General features: G+C 38.0%; 17 protein-coding genes and 1 other annotated feature. Of the genes, 16 read left to right on the plus strand and 1 reads right to left on the minus strand.

What is annotated here, in order from left to right; translation table 11 throughout:
• Window positions 1-24 precede the first annotated feature (24 nt).
• Window positions 25-1,734 carry a polysaccharide deacetylase family protein gene (locus tag FC748_RS01965; RefSeq protein WP_024363121.1) on the plus strand — a complete coding sequence of 570 codons (1,710 nt, stop codon included), beginning with the start codon at window positions 25-27 and terminating at the stop codon, window positions 1,732-1,734.
• A 120-nt stretch (window positions 1,735-1,854) separates the two neighbouring features.
• On the opposite strand, the gene FC748_RS01970 is transcribed toward FC748_RS01965, so the two are convergent.
• Window positions 1,855-2,043, minus strand: coding sequence for a hypothetical protein (locus tag FC748_RS01970; RefSeq protein ID WP_024363120.1), 189 nt, complete (start codon window positions 2,041-2,043; stop codon window positions 1,855-1,857).
• 350 nt (window positions 2,044-2,393) lie between these two features.
• Here FC748_RS01970 and hpaB point away from each other — a divergent pair, with 350 nt between their 5' ends.
• The 15 genes from hpaB to FC748_RS02045 all read left to right on the plus strand — a co-directional run bounded on the left by hpaB (window position 2,394) and on the right by FC748_RS02045 (window position 18,099).
• Window positions 2,394-3,830, plus strand: coding sequence for a 4-hydroxyphenylacetate 3-monooxygenase, oxygenase component (gene hpaB, locus FC748_RS01975; RefSeq protein WP_108029835.1), 1,437 nt, complete (start codon window positions 2,394-2,396; stop codon window positions 3,828-3,830).
• Between the two features lie 139 nt (window positions 3,831-3,969).
• Window positions 3,970-4,186 (plus strand) — a binding site (T-box leader).
• Between the two features lie 76 nt (window positions 4,187-4,262).
• A complete protein-coding gene (gene alaS / locus FC748_RS01980) occupies window positions 4,263-6,923 on the plus strand; it encodes an alanine--tRNA ligase (protein WP_108029834.1) in 2,661 nt (886 codons plus the stop codon).
• Window positions 6,924-7,010: 87 nt separating this feature from the next.
• Window positions 7,011-7,277 (plus strand): IreB family regulatory phosphoprotein, encoded by a 267-nt coding sequence (locus tag FC748_RS01985; RefSeq protein ID WP_024363117.1) that lies wholly within the window; start codon window positions 7,011-7,013, stop codon window positions 7,275-7,277.
• 2 nt (window positions 7,278-7,279) lie between these two features.
• On the plus strand, window positions 7,280-7,696 hold the full coding sequence (gene ruvX, locus FC748_RS01990; RefSeq protein ID WP_024363116.1) for a Holliday junction resolvase RuvX: 417 nt from the start codon (window positions 7,280-7,282) through the stop codon (window positions 7,694-7,696).
• 17 nt (window positions 7,697-7,713) lie between these two features.
• A complete protein-coding gene (locus FC748_RS01995) occupies window positions 7,714-8,022 on the plus strand; it encodes a DUF1292 domain-containing protein (RefSeq protein WP_024363115.1) in 309 nt (102 codons plus the stop codon).
• 129 nt (window positions 8,023-8,151) lie between these two features.
• Window positions 8,152-8,679 (plus strand): DUF1292 domain-containing protein, encoded by a 528-nt coding sequence (locus FC748_RS02000; protein ID WP_108029833.1) that lies wholly within the window; start codon window positions 8,152-8,154, stop codon window positions 8,677-8,679.
• A gap of 394 nt (window positions 8,680-9,073) precedes the next feature.
• Window positions 9,074-9,880 (plus strand): MetQ/NlpA family ABC transporter substrate-binding protein, encoded by an 807-nt coding sequence (locus tag FC748_RS02005; RefSeq protein WP_108029832.1) that lies wholly within the window; start codon window positions 9,074-9,076, stop codon window positions 9,878-9,880.
• Window positions 9,881-9,928: 48 nt separating this feature from the next.
• Complete coding sequence (locus FC748_RS02010) at window positions 9,929-11,008, plus strand: methionine ABC transporter ATP-binding protein (RefSeq protein ID WP_025220078.1); 1,080 nt, start codon at window positions 9,929-9,931, stop codon at window positions 11,006-11,008.
• Window positions 10,950-11,603, plus strand: a complete 654-nt coding sequence (locus tag FC748_RS02015) for a methionine ABC transporter permease (RefSeq protein WP_025220077.1) — start codon at window positions 10,950-10,952, stop codon at window positions 11,601-11,603. Before FC748_RS02010 ends, FC748_RS02015 begins: the two co-directional genes overlap by 59 nt.
• Window positions 11,604-11,617: 14 nt before the next feature.
• Window positions 11,618-12,454 (plus strand): MetQ/NlpA family ABC transporter substrate-binding protein, encoded by an 837-nt coding sequence (locus FC748_RS02020; protein WP_108029831.1) that lies wholly within the window; start codon window positions 11,618-11,620, stop codon window positions 12,452-12,454.
• 18 nt (window positions 12,455-12,472) lie between these two features.
• Window positions 12,473-13,816 carry an LLM class flavin-dependent oxidoreductase gene (locus FC748_RS02025; RefSeq protein ID WP_108029830.1) on the plus strand — a complete coding sequence of 448 codons (1,344 nt, stop codon included), beginning with the start codon at window positions 12,473-12,475 and terminating at the stop codon, window positions 13,814-13,816.
• Window positions 13,816-15,006, plus strand: coding sequence for an acyl-CoA dehydrogenase family protein (locus FC748_RS02030; protein ID WP_108029829.1), 1,191 nt, complete (start codon window positions 13,816-13,818; stop codon window positions 15,004-15,006). The genes FC748_RS02025 and FC748_RS02030 overlap by 1 nt, the downstream gene beginning before the upstream one ends.
• A gap of 129 nt (window positions 15,007-15,135) precedes the next feature.
• Window positions 15,136-16,254: an endolytic transglycosylase MltG gene (gene mltG / locus FC748_RS02035; protein ID WP_024363107.1), complete on the plus strand. Its 1,119-nt coding sequence runs from the start codon at window positions 15,136-15,138 to the stop codon at window positions 16,252-16,254.
• A gap of 274 nt (window positions 16,255-16,528) precedes the next feature.
• Window positions 16,529-17,161 (plus strand): O-methyltransferase, encoded by a 633-nt coding sequence (locus FC748_RS02040; RefSeq protein WP_108029828.1) that lies wholly within the window; start codon window positions 16,529-16,531, stop codon window positions 17,159-17,161.
• A 5-nt stretch (window positions 17,162-17,166) separates the two neighbouring features.
• Entirely contained in the window at window positions 17,167-18,099 is a 933-nt protein-coding gene (locus FC748_RS02045; protein WP_024363105.1) for a peptidase U32 family protein, read from the plus strand.
• Window positions 18,100-18,110: the final 11 nt, after the last annotated feature.

Genomic DNA, 18,110 nt, shown 5'->3' on the forward strand with positions numbered 1-18,110 from the left:
AATTAGTTTTATGAGGTGAAGAAATTGAAACGCATTGTGTACTTGCTCCTATTCATGCTGCTATTACCATTCGTGCACAAGGTACATGCCAGTAGTATAGTTATTCAAGTGAATGAGGAAGCAACTGTCTTTGATAATCGTTCAGGCTCACTTGAACAAGTAGGAACATTATCAGCAGGACAAACATTTGAAGTGACAAAAGATTATGGGCCTAACTGGTGGCAAATTCGTTGGGGAGGTAACTACGGTTATGTAGATAAACGATACACGACTGTTGTTCCATCCAAGACATATCAAAATAACGTACCTTCTGTTGTCAAAGTAAAAGATTACATTGTAGCAACAAAGGTAACGCCTGTTTATGATAATACCGGTAACAAACTAGTGCAATTTGCAACATTATCGGAAGGTGTTCGTTTCCCCTTATATAGTAAAATGGGCAGTTGGTACGGAATTGCTGTGAACGGACGACTGGGTTTTGTACATAGTAATTTTGTTACAGAAGAAAAAGGGCAGGACACCACTGATCCATCAACAAAGCCGGTTGAAAAACCTACGCCGACACCACCAACATCACCAACAACCCCGCCAAGTAAACAAAATGGCTATATTGAAGCGTTGGAAAATGCTGTTCTCTATGATCTTCGTCGAGAACAACCAATGTCGATTGCGACACTGTTAAAAGGGCAACAGTTAGAAATTGCCAATGTTATAGATGAAATGTATGTTCAAGTCCGGTGGGGCAAAACGTTCCTTTATGTGGAAAAATCAAAAATAAAATTTGTCAATACGCCGTCTTTTAAAAATAGCGGTAATGATAATGCAGTAAAAAATCAATATTTCATCCCAATATCAGGGAATAATGAAATTTACGATCGAACAGCGAAAAAATTACAGCCATTTGCAAAGTTGGATGTAAATCGACGCTACCCCATTTTACGAAAAGAGCAGAATTGGTATGTTACGACAATAGGTGGACGTGAAGGTTATATTCACAGTTCTAAGGTAGCATTAGATCGTGGCGTACCTGTTATGATGTACCATCATTTCTTAAAAGAGAATGAATTAGGACGCTTTAAAAATGTAAGTACAACGATTACAGATACCCAATTTGCTCATGAAATGAAGTATTTGAAAGATAAAAAATATGAAACGGTTAGTACGGATGATTTAGTGCGCTTTATGCGCAATGAAATTACATTGCCTGCTTATTCCATTGTTTTGACATTTGATGATGGTTTATTATCTACAAGAGAATATGCCTATCCAATATTAAAAAATTATGGATTTCAAGCAACTCAATTTTTAATTACGTATCGTAATGAATATTCACCTGCAGAACAACTGTTTAATTATAATGATTTGCAAGCACTGTCAAAACAAGATATGGATTATATGCAAGATGTCTTTACGTTTGAATCGCACACCTATAATTTACACGATATGATTGGAAATAAAGGGAAAATGTTGTTGATTCCTTACCATGAGGTCGTAGAAGATTTAAAGCGCAGTTTAACGTTTATACCGAATGCAAAAGCCTTTGCCTATCCATTTGGTCAATATAATGCCAATATTATTTATGCGGTGAAAGAAGCTGGGTTTACAATGGCATTTTCAACAAAGCCTGGCTACAACAATCCATATGATGATATCTACCAAATTAAACGCCTTTACAGCGATCAACAAACGAGCTTAGCGCAGTTCAAAAAAATGGTATCACCTTTTGCGCAATAAAAGAGCGTGGACTGGACTAACTGCTTTTCGACGAAAAACTATATGGTCAAAAAACAAACCCGCATCTTCAGGGAAGATGCGGGTTTGTTTTGTAGTAGATGTTATTTCAAAAGGATGGGATTAATGCAAGCCGATTAAGTGATGTTTTACCACTTCATATGCTTGGCAAACATTTTCGTATTGATCTTGTTCTTTTGCAATCATATCAGAAGCAATAGAGAACAATAAATTTTCTTCATTATGATCTTCCATTTGGTTCATTAAAGCTGCTTCCATTTGAGCTACATAGGAAATAATTTGTGTATTCATTTTTATTTTCTCCTTTATTGGACAAATGATGTTTTTCTTTTCTTGATGTCTATATCTTACTCCAGTTAGTCAAAAGAAATCTAGAAAGTTGTACTAATGAAATGAGGTATTTTGATGAATGTGACACAAAAATGAACTTGTTTGAAAAGTGCTTTTTGAAACCGTTTTTATCTAAAATCACTGATAATTCAAGCTTTATCGTCAATTTTGTTGTGTATTATTAAACTAGTACAGTTTGCTGTGAAATAACGATTGATATAGTACAGATAAGTAGTTGTGGAACGAAAAAACGTAAAAGTTCATATACTACATGGAATGAAAACATAGGTAACTTTTTTAGGGGTGAATGTATGCCAATAATAACAGGCCAGCAGTATATTAAGCGCATCGATGCATTGCAAACGCATATCTCAATAGATGGCGCAGTCGTTACGGGAAAGGTTTCAGAACATCCAGCATTTAAAGGCGTAATGCAAAGTCAAGCAAAGCTTTTTGATTTGCAGCATGATGAGTCGTTACATGATAGCTTGACCTATGTATCACCAAAGAGTAATGAACGAGTAGGTATGTCTTTTCTACAAGTGACAAAGGTTGAAGATTTAGTAACAAGACGTCAAGCTGCGCGAGAGTGGGCTTTATCTAATCATGGCTTAATGGGAAGAAGTCCTGATTATATGAATACTACTTTAATGGCATTAGCATCTGCCGCTGAATATTTAAAAGATAAGCCAAATTGCTTTCCAGATCATCTGCTAAATTTTTATGAATATGCACGTGAAAATGATTTGACGATGACACATACGTTTATTGAGCCACAAGTAAACCGTCAACGATATCATTATGAAGATGAAGAGGTCATCATTGCGGCTAAAATTGTAGGGAAAACAACTCAAGGACTGGTAATTAAAGGGGCAAGATTGCTTGCCACACAAGGTGGCATTACAGACGAACTACTTGTTTTATCAACAAATGGCTTTGATAAGGAAAAAGGGTTTGGTTTTTCCATACCAAGTGATACGAAAGGATTGAAATTTTTATGTAGACAGTCATTTGTCGGAGGGGAATCAACATTCGATCATCCTTTAAGCGCACGCTTTGAGGAAATGGATGCGATTGTTGTCTTTGATGATGTCGTGGTACCGTGGGAGCGCGTTTTTTATTATGAAAATAATGAGGTTGCCAATAACTTCATGAATGTGAGTGGCTTCCAAGCGTATACTTTACATCAAGTATTGTCCCGACAAATTGCTAAAACAGAATTTGTTTTAGGTGTTGTCCAATCAATTGTTAATACAATCAATATTGGCGAATACCAACATGTACAGCAAAAAGTAGTGGAAATCATTGTAACATTAGAAACGATGAAAGCTTTATTGCTCAAATCCGAACTAGAAGCTAAAAGAGACGACTTTGGTTATATAAGACCTGACCATCCAACATTACAGGTAGCCATTCAAATTTTCCCTAAAGTCTATCCAACCTTTACAGAAATCATTCAATTATTAGGTGCAAGTGGCTTAATGTCAATCCCGAGTGAAAAAGCATTTGGCGCAGATGATGGGGATTTGCAGCATTATTTACAATCATTTAGGGATGGTGGAGAGGAGCGTGTCAAAAAATTCCGTTTAGCATGGGATTTAACGATGAGTAGTTTTGGCACGAGACAAACGCTATATGAGCGATATTTCTTTGGAGACCCAGTACGTTTATCGAGCTTACTCTACCAATCGTATAATCGGGAGCCATTTATACAAAGAGTAGAAAATTTCTTAAAAAATAAAGATTAAGCGCTATTCGAAATGTTGTACTTTGGTTAATCTTAGATAGCTAATATATTTTTTAGCTGACTGCCATCATTTCATATCAAATAGAAATGCAATGATTGACAGAAGGTCATAATTTTTTTATAATGTGCGTTAGAAAATAGAAAAAACGATGATGGAACAAGTACGTATTTGTGCGTGTAGAAGAAAGGGATTTCTAGGCTGAAAAAATCCTCACGTCAACAAGTGCCGAAAGCTACTCCAGAGTGCAGCTAATACCTGCCGTTCACTTACGTTACAAGTGCTAAAGAGGTAAGTATACACAATACTTACAACTAGGGTGGTACCGCGAGACAATATACAAAGTCCTCGTCCCTTTTTGGGGATGAGGGCTTTTTTATGCGTATAAGCGGCTTCATATCGTAATTTTACACTATTAGAGGAGGAACTTTTCACATGAAAGCAGTAGAAATTCGCCGTATGTATTTAGAATTCTTTAAAGAAAAAGGACATCACCATGAACCATCAGCACCTCTTGTGCCAATTAATGACCCTTCATTACTTTGGATTAACTCGGGTGTAGCAACATTAAAACCTTATTTTGATGGTCGTATTATTCCTGATAATCCGCGTATTACGAATGCACAAAAATCGATTCGTACGAACGATATTGAAAACGTAGGGAAAACAGCACGTCACCATACATTCTTTGAAATGTTAGGTAACTTTTCTATTGGTGATTACTTCAAAAAAGAAGCAATTCATTACGCTTGGGAATTTTTAACGGATAAAAAGTGGATGGGCTTTGATCCTGAACTTTTATCGATTACCATCCACCCAGAAGACCAAGAAGCATATGACGTATGGCATAACGAAATTGGCATTCCAGAAGAACGTTTAATTCGATTAGAAGGGAATTTCTGGGATATCGGGGAAGGTCCATCTGGTCCAAACTCTGAAATTTTCTACGATCGTGGAGAAGAATATGGTGCAGATGAAAATGATCCAGAAATGTATCCTGGCGGAGAAAACGAACGTTATTTAGAAGTTTGGAACTTAGTGTTCTCTCAATTTAACCATAATCCTGATGGTACTTATACACCATTACCAAAGCAAAACATTGATACAGGGATGGGACTAGAACGTATTGTATCAGTTGTACAAAATGTTCCAACAAACTTTGATACGGATTTATTTATGCCAATCATTGAAAAAATTGAACAATTTGCCAATCGCAAATACAAGCGTCCTGGTGAAGTCGCGTTAAGTGAAATCTTCGGTTCGGAAGAAGACATTAATACACCATTCAAAGTGATTGCAGACCATATCCGTACTGTGGCATTTGCTATCGGTGATGGCGCTCTTCCTTCAAATGAAGGTCGTGGTTATGTATTGCGTCGTTTACTACGTCGTGCAGTACGTTACGCTAAACAAATTGGTATCGAAAAACCATTTATGTTTGAATTAGTACCAACAGTTGGACAAATTATGGTGGATTTCTACCCAGAAGTTACGGAAAAATGTGAATTTATCCAACGTGTGATTAAAAACGAGGAAATTCGTTTCCATGAAACATTAGATGGTGGTCTTGCTATTTTTAATGAAGTTGTAGAAGCACAAAAAGCAGCGGGTCATGATTATATTCCTGGAGCAGATGCATTCCGTCTTTACGACACATATGGCTTCCCAATCGAGTTAACAGAAGAATATGCAGAAGAAGTAGGCATGAAAGTGGATCATGAAGGATTCGAAGTGTCAATGAATGAACAACGTGAACGTGCGCGTGCAGCTCGTCAAGATGTGGATTCAATGCAAGTACAAAATGAAGTGCTAGCAAACTTAACCATTGCAAGTGAATTCGTTGGCTATGATACATTATCAGTAGAAACGGAAGTTGCAGCAATGATTGTCAACGGACAAGTCGCGAAGGTCGCTTCAGAAGGTCAAGAAGCTTTAGTTGTCTTAGCAAAAACACCATTCTACGCTGAAATGGGTGGACAGATTGCTGATAGTGGTGTAATTTCCAATGACGGCTTTACAGCAATCGTTAAGGATGTTCAAAAAGCACCAAATGGACAACCGTTACACACAGTTCTTGTTGAATCAGGTGAAATGCATGTTGAAGATGCAGTAAAAGCGGTAGTTAATCGCAGTGAACGTAATCTCATCATTAAAAACCATACAGCAACGCACATTATGCAACGTGCGTTAAAAGACGTATTAGGTGACCATGTTAACCAAGCAGGTTCTTATGTTGGTCCTGATCGATTACGATTCGACTTCTCTCACTTCGGTCAAGTAACTAAAGAAGAGTTACAACAAATTGAACGTATTGTAAATGAAAAAGTGTGGGAAGATATTGAAGTCGTGATTGAAGAAAAGGCGATTGATGAAGCGAGAGCAATGGGGGCAATGGCATTATTCGGCGAAAAATACGGTGATATTGTGCGCGTCGTTTCCATTGGCGATTATTCAATCGAACTTTGTGGTGGTATCCATGTAAAACGTTCTTCTGAAATTGGCTTCTTTAAAATTGTATCAGAAGGTGGTATTGGCGCAGGAACGCGTCGTATCGAGGCTGTGACTGGAAAAGTGGCATATGAGGCGGTTAAAGAAGAAGAGGCGCTATTAAATGATGCAGCAGCATTATTAAAAGCAAATCCGAAAGATATTGTCACTAAAGTTCATGCGCTACAAGCAGACTACAAAGAATTACAACGTGAAAATGAAGGATTATCACAAAAAATTGCCAATGCACAAGCAGGTGCTATTGTAGATGCAGCCCAAACATTTGGTGATGTGACAGTACTTTCAACGAAAGTTGAAGCGAAAGACAATAACCAACTGCGTCAAATGATGGATGACCTAAAAGGTAAAATGACAAAAGCTGTTGTTGTCCTAGGTGCTATTGATGGCGATAAAGTCATGTTATGCGCAGGTGTAACGAAAGATTTAGTGGGTGGCAATTACCATGCAGGAAATATTGTGAAAATGGTGGCAGAAGCTTGTGGCGGTAAAGGCGGCGGTCGTCCAGATATGGCGATGGCAGGTGCTAAAGATGCTTCAAAACTTGATGAAGCGCTACTTTCTGTGTATGATTACGTTAAATCCATTTAATTAATACGTCAAATCGGTTATAATAAAGAGAAATCGGAGATGAGCTTCTTTGCACATCTCCTTATTTCTGAAAGCGAGGTGCTGGTCATGAGTTCATTTGATCAAACGATGAAATTTAATTTTCCAGAAGAATCAATGGAACAGGAAGTCAAGCAGGTAATGTTGAAAGTACATTCTTCATTAGAGGAAAAGGGATATAATCCTATCAATCAGATTGTCGGTTACTTACTTTCTGGTGATCCGGCGTATATTCCTCGCCATCAGGATGCTCGTAATTTAATTCGCAAGCTAGAGCGTGACGAAATTCTAGAAGAGCTTGTTAAATTTTATATTAAAAAGAATAACGAGGGCTAGAAATGAGAATTATGGGATTAGACGTTGGGTCGAAAACAGTCGGTGTTGCCATTAGTGATGCACTTGGCTGGACGGCTCAAGGTATTGAAACCGTAAAAATTGATGAAGCAAATGGCGAATTCGGCATCGACCGTATTGCTGAGCTAGTGAAGGAATATACTATCACTGAATTTGTTGTAGGATTCCCGAAAAACATGAATAATACGGTAGGACCACGTGGTGAAGCTTCTGAAAACTATAAAAAGTTATTAGAAGAGACATTTTCACTGCCGGTTAAACTTTGGGATGAGCGTTTAACGACGATGGCTGCCGAGCGCATGCTAATCGAAGCGGACGTAAGTCGCAAAAAACGCAAGCAAGTCATTGATAAAATGGCTGCTGTGATGATTTTACAAGGCTATTTAGATAGCAAAAACTAATTAATGAGGTGGCAAACATGGCTCACGAGCATAACCATGAAGAAGAATTACACGTACAACACATTACAGTGATTGACGAAAACGGAAACGAGCAACTTTGCGAAGTAATTCACGTACACGAGTCTCCTGAATTCGGTAAATCTTATGTATTTTACTCAATGGTAGGAGCAGAAGAAGATGAAGACGGCTCTGTAGAAATCTTCGTATCATCATTTGTACCTTCTGAAAACGGTGAAGATGGCGAATTAACACCGATTGAAACAGAAGCAGAGTGGGACATGGTAGAAGACGTTTTAAACGCTTTAGAGGACGAAGACGAAGAATAATTGTTTTCATTTTAAAGTGTAAAGAACAAGGATGGCAAAAGCGGTCCTTGTTCTTTTTTTACGCCAATCAACTTGGACGTACAAGGGCAAGAACTAAAACAATCAGCTCATTTGTAAGGAGGAAGTTAAATGAACGAGGAAACACAAGAATTTATTATTATCGGAGAAAATGGTCAAGAGCAAACATGCCGAGTTGTATTTACATTTGATGCCGAGGAAAAATCATATGTATTGTTCTCACTGATAGATGAAAAGGGGCAAGAAATTCCTGGTGATATTTCAGCCATGACATTCGATTATGATGATAACAGTGGGGAAATGATTAATTTGCAACCTGTGGAAACGGATGCTGAATGGGAAATGATTAATGAAGTTGTATTAACATTGTTAGATGAATTTCAGGAGGAACCACAGCTTATAACCGTGACGAATGAAGATGGCACAGATCAGGTGTGCGAGGTTATTCATACATTTGCTTCTGAACAATTTGGCAAATCATATGTACTATATGTTGCTGTTTCAGACGAACCAATGGAGGAACGTGATATTTTCGCTGCCCAATATGTACCTGGACCAGATGGAACGATTGAGGACTTACTACCGATTGAAACAGATGCAGAATGGGAATTCGTAGAAGATATCTTAAATGATTTATAAAAAAACATACTCAAAGTATAACTTTGAGTATGTTTTTTTATATATGAGTGCCAGTCACTCAAACAATTTGCTACGATGTCTAATAGAAAATTTCTATCTGAAGCTAAAAAGGATTCTATCGTCCAACGAATATGGTGTTTAGTAGAGAGAAAAACGTGTGTAACATACAGAAAACAAGGGAATCTTCCCCTGCAAGATTACATAAAGATTGATACATGGGAAAAACAAGAAAAAATAGCATTGACCAATTACAAGTAAACGGATAAGATTTGTTGTAATAAAAATAGAAAATTTCAAATAGTTTATTTTAAGAGAATTATTCAACTGTACATGAAATGCTCTATATTTATTTGCAATTAAACCAAGTAAATTAATAAAAATAGGAGGATATAATATGAAAAAATTATGGTTATGGTTTGCTAGCGTGTTAATCATTGTAGTTGCTGGCTGTACAGATTCGAAGCAGGTAAAACAAGACGACGTTGTTACATTAAATGTAGGGGCTGCAAGTGTTCCTCATGCTGAAGTATTAGAATATTTAGCGGAAGATCTTGCACAAGATGGTGTGAAGTTAAATATTTCCATATTAAAAGATGCTGTTCAAACCAATCAACAAACAGCGGACGGTGAACTTGATTTCAACTATTTTCAGCACATTCCGTTTTTAGAACAGACGAATAAAGAAAGTAATCTAGATTTGGTAAGTGTCAAAGGTATTCACATTGAGCCATTCGGAGTCTATTCAAAAACAATTCACGATATAAAGGATTTACCACAAAATGCAAAAGTAGCTGTGCCAAATGACATTGTCAATTTTTCACGCGCATTACTACTGTTTGAACATAATGACCTTATCCAATTAGATGATGCAAAGGACAGTGATTTCACAGTTGAGGATATTACAAAAAATGAAAAGAACATTCAGTTTATAGGTGTTGATCCATTGTTATTAGTGCGCTCATTAGATGATGTAGACGCGTCTGCTATCAATACGAATTACGCATTAGAAGGAGGTTATAATCCACTTGAGGATGCACTTATTATGGAAGGGCCGGAGTCACCTTATGTCAATATTATTGCAACGACGAAAGAAAAACAGCAAGATGCTGCCATTCAAAAAGTAGTGAAATGGCTGACAAGTGAAAAGGCGAGAAAATTTTTTGAAGATCAATATAAAGGGGCTGTCGTTCCAGTATTTTAGCATGTTGAACAGATTATACGGATTCAAGTGCATAGGAGGGAAATCTGAATGATTGAATTTATAAATACGACGAAGGAATTTCATGTTGGGCAAGCGACTGTGAAGGCGTTAAATCACATTAATTTAACTATTCAGAAAGGCGATATATTTGGCGTAATTGGCTTTAGCGGTGCTGGGAAAAGTACTTTACTTCGCACAGTGAATTTATTAGAAGAGCCAACATCTGGTGAAGTGCTTGTCAATGGTAAAAATTTAACCAAACTAAGCAAAAAACAATTGCGGGAGGAAAAGAAAAATATTGGAATGATTTTTCAACACTTTAATCTCCTCCACTCTAAAACGGTTTTTGATAATGTGGCAATGCCTTTAGTGTTAAGTGGTGCTAACAAATCGAAAATAGCAGCTCAAGTGCAAGAAGTCTTAACATTTGTCGGCTTGCAAGATAAGGCGCATCGCTTTATTGATGAATTATCAGGTGGTCAAAAGCAACGTGTAGGGATTGCAAGAGCATTAATTACAAAGCCGACAATTTTATTATGCGATGAAGCGACATCTGCTCTGGATCCCCAAACGACAAAATCTATTTTAGCGTTGCTCAAGCGTGTCAATAGTGAATATGGCATTACCATTTTGATGATTACACATGAAATGGAAGTGATTCGAGATATATGTAATCGTGTGGCGGTAATGGAGAACGGGCAAATAATAGAAGAAGACAATGTCCTACACATTTTTTCTGCACCAAAGCAAGACACAACGAAAAACTTTGTGCAATCAGTTGTTCGAAATGAAATACCGCAATCTGTTTATGAGCAATTGAATGTCATCGATGGTTCGAAACGAATTTACAATATGAAATTTATTGGGGTGGATGTCGGTCAGCCTGTTGTATCACAAGTAGCCAAGAAATTCGCGGTCGATGTCAATGTCCTATTTGGCAATATTACGGAGCTACAGGGCATTCCATTCGGTCATTTAATTGTAGAGCTAGTGGGTTCAGCTCCAGAGATTCAAAAGGCGTTTTTATATATTCAAAGTAAAAATATTCATATGGAGGAGGTCGTTGCACATGAAGGTGAGCACACAGATTATCATCGACGCACTGTTGGATACGCTGTACATGGTTAGCATTTCATTAATTTTTGGCGCTATTTTAGGGTTTATATTAGGCATCGTTTTAGTTGTTACGCGCAAAGGGCACATACTTGAAAATAAAATTATTTTCTCGATTGTCAATCCAGTTGTCAATACATTACGATCTATTCCGTTCATTATTTTATTAGTAGCTATCATTCCATTTACACGTCTACTTGTTGGGACAGCGATTGGCACAACTGCTGCTATCGTACCACTTGTCTTGCATATTGGACCGTATATTTCAAGATTAATTGAAAATTCTCTGCTTGAGGTAGATGAAGGCATCATTGAAGCGGCAAAAGCAATGGGAGCTTCTCCATTTCAAATTATTCATAAGTTTTTACTTCCTGAAGCCTTCCCATCTTTAATTTTAAGCGTCACAACAGCAACGATTGGACTTATCGGGGCAACAGCAATGGCAGGAGCAGTTGGTGGAGGAGGTCTTGGGGATGTTGCCATAACTTATGGCTACCAACGCTTTGATAATGTAACCATTCTCGTGACAGTTGTACTATTAGTCGTTGTTGTTCAAATTATTCAAAGTATCGGCAATACCATTGAAAGAAAGCTGCGAAGAGTAGCTTAAAAGGAGAGCTAGCAATGAAGAAAATACAGTATATTATCGGACTCTTGTCATTATTATTTTTACTTGTAGCATGTACAAAAGCTGAGGAAAACGATGTTGTGAAGGTTGGCATTCGCAGCTCGGAAATCAAAACGTGGGAATATATAAAAGAACAAGCAACAAAGGAACATATACATTTAGAATTAGTGACATTTTCGGCACAGTATGATCCCAATCAAGCATTAGCAGAAGGTGAAGTCGATATAAATGCTTTCCAACATGTCGCATATTTAAATTTATTTAATAAGAATAACGGCACAGATTTACAAGCGATTGGCACAACGATTATGGCGCCCATCGGCTTGTATTCGAACAAATACAAACGGATAGAAGAGATAAAGGATGGGGCCAAAATTGCAGTGCCAAATGATCCTTCTAATTGGGGGCGAGCATTGTTACTGCTGCAAGAATATGACCTGTTAACGGTTACCGATAATTTTGATGGCAATGGAGGCAAAGATCGTATACAAGACAATCCTAAAAATTTAACGATTGTGCCCGTAGATGGGGCGACGACACCTCGTGTCATGGAGGATACTGATTTTGCGGTTATTAATAATGGAGTAGCTGTTGAAGCAGGCTTGCTTTTAAAGGATGCGCTTATTCATGAAAATGAAACAGCGAAGCCTTTTATTAATGTCATAGTGGCAAAGCCTGAAGATAAGGACAACGCAAAATTGAAAAAAATTGTGGAGATATATCAGCGTAAAGAAACAGCAGATTTTGTCTCTAACATTTCAAAGGGGAACTATATTCCTGTCAACATGCCATTGGATGAACTAGCAACATGGAAGACGTTTTATTCATATTAAAAGGAGAGATAATGAAAAATGGCGGAGAACAAACAATTAAAGTTAGCTTTATATTTAATCGGGGCAGGCATGCATGTTGCGGCATGGAAGCATCCTTTAGCGCAGGTCGATGCAAGCATTGATATAAAAGCATTACAAAAAGTAGCACAACTTGCCGAAAAAGGTAAATTCGACATGGCCTTTGTGGCGGATAGTTTAGCCATTAATCACGAATCCCATCCACATATTTTAAATCGTTTTGACCCACTGATTCAAATTACAGCGCTAGCTGCAGCGACATCCAAAATAGGGCTTGGTGCAACAGCTTCGACTACTTACAGTGAACCGTATGTATTAGCAAGACAATTAATGTCCATTGATCATATCAGCAATGGACGTGTTGCATGGAATTTAGTGACAACGGCAGATGCAACCGGCCAAACAGCTTTAAACTTTAGTCGTGATCAGCATTGGGAGCATGACCATCGCTACGAACGAGCAGAAGAATTTATTGATGTCGTGCAATCATTATGGGATTCTTGGGAAGATGATGCCTTTGTCTATGATCGTGAAAATAATATTTTTTATGACCAAGAGAAAGTACATGAAACAGCATTTAAAGGTAAATATTTATCTGTGAAAGGTCCGCTAAACATTGCGCGTTCGATACAAGGGCAACCCGTTATTGTTGAGGCCGGAGCATCTAAGCCAGGGCAAAAATTGGCTGCACGAACAGCGGAAGTTGTTTTTGTCCATTGGGATGATATCGAAAAAGCCAAAGCACATTATCGCACTTTAAAGGCACAGCTAGCGTCGTTCGGTCGAACGGAGGAGGAGTTGCTTGTTTTACAAGGAATCTCGCCCATAGTAGGTGATACTGAGGAAGAAGCCATTCGTCAATACAATGAATTGCAATCATTGATAGACCCATATGAGAGCTTGAAGTTTGTTTCAGGTTATATGGGCAATGTTGATTTTTCAAAGTATTCGCTAGATACGCCAGCTATTGAAGTTGAGTTTCCTGCTGTCAACAGTATTCAAAGCCATTTTGACGAGCATTTAGAGATTATTAAAAAAGAAAATTTAAAGGTCGGTGAGTTGTATGCCCGCCTGTTTGGACCTGCTAGACGTGATGCCTTTGTTGGAACAGCGGTACAAATTGCTGACGAAATGGAACGATGGTTGAAGGAGGGGGCAGCTGATGGATTTATGCTGCAATTTCCGTTGTTACCACGTGATTTAGAAAACTTTGTAGAGAAGGTTGTACCAATATTACAAGAGCGTGGCATCTATCGTGAAGATTATACAGGGACAACATTGCGTGAACATTTAGGGCTAAAGAAACCTCAAAACCGATTTACGAAAAGTAAGGTGATCGATTAATGCGTGATGTTTTTATCCGGAATGAGCGAGAACAACAGCTCGTTCAATATGCTCGTAAACTTGCTGGGCAAATTGAAGAAACAGCTGCTATTTATGATGAAAGTGGTGCGTTTCCTTTTGACCATTTTAAATTGTTGGAGGAGGCAGGGTATTTTCGATTGACTGTACCGAAAAAATACGGCGGCGAGGAAATCTCTCTCTATGAAATGCTATTAGTGCAAGAGCAGCTTGCTAAAGGAGATGGGTCAACTGCTTTAGCGGTTGGCTGGCACTTATTAACGTTTTTAAATGTAAGAGAAGCGAAGTTGTGGCCGCAGCATATTTTTGCAGAACTAAGTCGTAAAGCTGTGGAGGAAGGTTCCCTGTTAAATATTATTAATAGTGAACGAGGAAAGGGCAATATTTCACGGGGTAGTTTGCCTGGCACGACTGCCAAAAAAGTTCCAGGTGGTTATATCATTACCGGCGAGAAAGCTTTTGCTTCACTAGCACCAATTTTAAAGCAATTCACGATTATTGCATATTTAAAAGATGAAAATGTAACTGCCGAGTTTCTTATGACAAAAAATGAGCAGGTTGAAGTGGTGAATACGTGGGATGCAATGGGCATGCGAGCAACAGGTAGTCATGATATCATTTTCCACGATACTTTTGTGCCAGATGAGGCATTATTATATCGTCACCGTCCGAATGAAGTGAATCGATTTTTAGCAGATGGACGTGTCTATTCTTTAGAAATTCCCGCGGTCTATTTAGGAATTGCAGGTGCGGCGAGGGATTATGTAGTCGAGTTTGCGAAAAATACGTATTCTTATAGCTTGGAAAATACAATTGCACACGCTAGCCATGTGCAACAAAAGATTGGAGAAATGGAGGTGTTGTATCAAACAGCACGTCGTACGCTTTACAGTATTGCTGCACAAGCAGAACAGCACCCGACAGGTAAACAGGATTTAGCGCAGGATGTTAGTATTGCAAAATATGTGATTTGTCAACATGCCATAGACATTGTGACGAAAGCAATGCAAGTTGTTGGAGGCCGAAGTTTGTCGAAGTCTAATAAATTGCAACGACTTTTTCGAGATGTTCAGTGTAGCCGCTTTAATCCACCAGCTGATGATGTTGTTATTGCTCAACTAGCGCAAGGTTTGTTAGTAGAAGAGAAAAAGCAAGGAGCGTTGCAATTATAAAGGTACAAATCTGCTAAAGAATGTATTAGCAGATTTTTTTATGTGTGCAATTTCTCCTGAATTGTCATTTCTGTTTGTCGAAAAAGTTGATTTCTAGTATGATATTGGATAGTGATAGGGGGGAAACCCGTGGATAACGGTTCTAAAAAACAAGAAATGTTTTCAAAAATGGAAGAAAAAAAATCTGAGGTAAAAATCGTGAGAAAAATCGTAGCTATTATAGCCATTACGTTTTTATTATTATTTGGCATTATCGGTTTAATTGGGTACAACTACGTTAAAAGTGCGCTTAAACCGGTGAATCCGGATGCGACGAAAACCATTGCTGTTGAAGTACCAATTGGCTCTAGTTTAAGTTCGATTTCGGCTTTGTTAGAGAAAAAGGGCATTATTAAAGATGCGAAAGTCTTTAAATATTACGCCAAGTTTAAAAATGAATCTCAATTCCAAGCAGGAAATTATGATTTAACCCAAGCGATGACATTGGACGAGCTGATTGAGAGTTTAAAAACAGGCAAGGTGTATCGTGAGCCAATCTTTACGATGACGATTCCAGAAGGTCTAACACTTGATCAGATAGGTAAAATCGTAGAAAAGAAAACACCTTATACTCAAAAAGAGTTTATGGATTTAGTAACAAGTGAAGCATTTGTTCAAAAAATGATGGCTAACTATCCAGAACTTATTACAGATGCGGTTTTAGCTGATAATATTCGCTATGACTTAGAAGGGTATTTATTCCCAGCAACATATTCTTATTTTGAAGAAAAACCTTCGTTAGAGTCAATTGTTGAAGAAATGATTGCAGCGATGAATAATGTAGTGAAAAATTATAGTGAAGTGTTAGTTGAAAAACAAATGTCAGTCCATCAACTTTTAACGTTTGCATCGTTATTAGAGGAAGAGGCAACAGCACAAACAGATCGTGAAACGATAGCGAGTGTATTCTATAATCGTATAGAGAAAGGCATGCCACTACAAACAGACCCAACTGTTTTATATGCCCTTGGTTCACATAAAGATCGCGTATTGTATGAAGATTTAGAAGTAGAAAACGCTTATAATACTTACAAAAATAAAGGATTACCGCCAGGGCCAATTGCTGGTGCTGGGAAAACTTCGATTGAAGCAACGTTAAATCCGAGCAAAACTGATTATCTTTATTTCTTAGCAGATAAAGAAGGAGTTAACCACTTCTCAAAAACATATGATGAGCATTTGCAAAAGAAAGAACAATATATTAAGTAAATCTCAGTAATTTGAGGCAAATAAATAGCACAATAAAATAGATAGAAGGAAAGAAAAATAGCTTTCCTTCTATTTTCGTGCTATTATAAATTGTGATTTTTAATCAATTATACGTGGTGGCAATTGTTTCGTGCATATCGACTAACAATTGCTCATTTTTGTATGGCAAAGTACCAAGACATCACGTTTGGTCTTTTTCTTTTTGTAGCAAAGTGATGATGAAGTTTGGATAACGGGAGTGCTCGTTTCCTTTTAAATGAGGGTGAATTTTACAATGGAATTATCGGATGCATATATACAATCATTTATTCAACCACGTAATGACTTGCTTTTAGAAATGGAAGCATATGCGGAAGAAAATCATGTACCGATTATGCAGTTAGCTGGAATAGACGCACTGAATCAGTTGCTACGTATTCAAAATCCGGCAAAAATTTTAGAAATTGGCACGGCAATTGGTTACTCAGCAATACGGATGGCAGAGGCTTTGCCAAATGTGCAGATTGTTACGATCGAACGTGATGAAGAACGTGTTTCTCGTGCAAAAGCTTATATTGCAAGATCGACCGTGTCCAATCGTATTACGGTTATTGAGGGAGATGCTTTAGAGGTAGACGATAAGGCAATCCACACAACTTTTGATGCGGTTTTTATAGATGCAGCAAAAGGACAATACCAACGATTTTTCGAAAAATATGCCCCTCTTGTCAACTCGGGAGGCGTCTTGTATATCGATAATATGTATATGCATGGCTTGTCCGATTTGGACTTAAAAGACGTACCACGTCGCAAGCGCACAATGATTCGGAATTTAAAAAACTTTACCGATTGGATTATGCACCATCCTGACTATACAAGTGCATTTTTACCAGTGGGGGATGGCTTATTATTATGTTTGAAGAGGTGACGACTATGAAAAAACCTGAATTGCTTGTTACACCGCAATCAGTAGACCATGTAAAAGCACTGTTAACAGCTGGAGCTGATGCTTTTGTCATTGGGGAACAACAATTTGGTCTTCGTCTTGCAGGTGAATTTTCAGTGAGCGAAGTAGAAGAAGCAACGAAGCTAATACACGCAGCAGGCAAAAAGGTGTATGTTGCAGTGAATGCGCTTTTCCATAACGAAAAACTAGATGCATTAGGTGACTATTTAAAAGAAATGCAACGCATAGGTGTAGATCGTTTAATTTACGGCGACCCTGCGGTTATTATAGTGCGTCGCGAGCAAGGTGTAACCATTCCGTTGCACTGGAATCCGGAAACGACGGCTACCAACTGGTTTACTGCGAATTATTGGGGTAAACGTGGTGCAACACGTGCTGTGCTAGCGCGTGAGCTTTCATTAGATGAAGTAATAGAAATTAAAGAAAACGCAGAAGTAGAAGTGGAAGTACAAGTACACGGCATGACTTGTATGTTCCAATCGAAGCGTCCATTACTAGGTCATTATTTCTTATATCAAGATAAAGTAATGACAATTGAAAATCGTCAAGAAAACCGTAATATGTTCCTTCATGATGATGAGCGTAACAACAAATATCCAATTTATGAGGATGCAAATGGTACACATATTTTCAGTCCAAATGATATGTGCATTATTGATGAGCTAGGCGAGTTATTTGAAGCAGGCATCGATGCGCTAAAAATTGAAGGTGTTTTACAAACGCCGGAATATGTAGTGACAGTTACAGAAGCATATCGTCGAGCAATTGACACATATTTTGACGAATCAGAAGATGCATATGACGATATTAAAGATGATTTACTGGCTAAAATTGAAGAAATTCAACCTGCTATTCGACCACTCGATACGGGCTTTATCTTCAAGGAAACAGTTTACTAGGAGGTGGCAAG

It is taken from the genome of Lysinibacillus sphaericus, from assembly GCF_005217585.1.
GTDB classification, from domain to species: domain Bacteria; phylum Bacillota; class Bacilli; order Bacillales_A; family Planococcaceae; genus Lysinibacillus; species Lysinibacillus sphaericus.

Excerpts from the sequence above, each read along its gene's own strand:
- FC748_RS01970 (WP_024363120.1), bottom strand. The coding sequence starts at position 2,043 with ATGAATACACAAATTATTTCCTATGTAGCTCAAATGGAAGCAGCTTTA.
- hpaB (WP_108029835.1), top strand. The coding sequence starts at position 2,394 with ATGCCAATAATAACAGGCCAGCAGTATATTAAGCGCATCGATGCATTG.
- alaS (WP_108029834.1), top strand. The coding sequence starts at position 4,263 with ATGAAAGCAGTAGAAATTCGCCGTATGTATTTAGAATTCTTTAAAGAA.
- FC748_RS01985 (WP_024363117.1), top strand. The coding sequence starts at position 7,011 with ATGAGTTCATTTGATCAAACGATGAAATTTAATTTTCCAGAAGAATCA.
- ruvX (WP_024363116.1), top strand. The coding sequence starts at position 7,280 with ATGAGAATTATGGGATTAGACGTTGGGTCGAAAACAGTCGGTGTTGCC.
- FC748_RS01995 (WP_024363115.1), top strand. The coding sequence starts at position 7,714 with ATGGCTCACGAGCATAACCATGAAGAAGAATTACACGTACAACACATT.
- FC748_RS02000 (WP_108029833.1), top strand. The coding sequence starts at position 8,152 with ATGAACGAGGAAACACAAGAATTTATTATTATCGGAGAAAATGGTCAA.
- FC748_RS02005 (WP_108029832.1), top strand. The coding sequence starts at position 9,074 with ATGAAAAAATTATGGTTATGGTTTGCTAGCGTGTTAATCATTGTAGTT.
- FC748_RS02010 (WP_025220078.1), top strand. The coding sequence starts at position 9,929 with ATGATTGAATTTATAAATACGACGAAGGAATTTCATGTTGGGCAAGCG.
- FC748_RS02015 (WP_025220077.1), top strand. The coding sequence starts at position 10,950 with ATGAAGGTGAGCACACAGATTATCATCGACGCACTGTTGGATACGCTG.
- FC748_RS02020 (WP_108029831.1), top strand. The coding sequence starts at position 11,618 with ATGAAGAAAATACAGTATATTATCGGACTCTTGTCATTATTATTTTTA.
- FC748_RS02025 (WP_108029830.1), top strand. The coding sequence starts at position 12,473 with ATGGCGGAGAACAAACAATTAAAGTTAGCTTTATATTTAATCGGGGCA.
- FC748_RS02030 (WP_108029829.1), top strand. The coding sequence starts at position 13,816 with ATGCGTGATGTTTTTATCCGGAATGAGCGAGAACAACAGCTCGTTCAA.
- FC748_RS02040 (WP_108029828.1), top strand. The coding sequence starts at position 16,529 with ATGGAATTATCGGATGCATATATACAATCATTTATTCAACCACGTAAT.
- FC748_RS02045 (WP_024363105.1), top strand. The coding sequence starts at position 17,167 with ATGAAAAAACCTGAATTGCTTGTTACACCGCAATCAGTAGACCATGTA.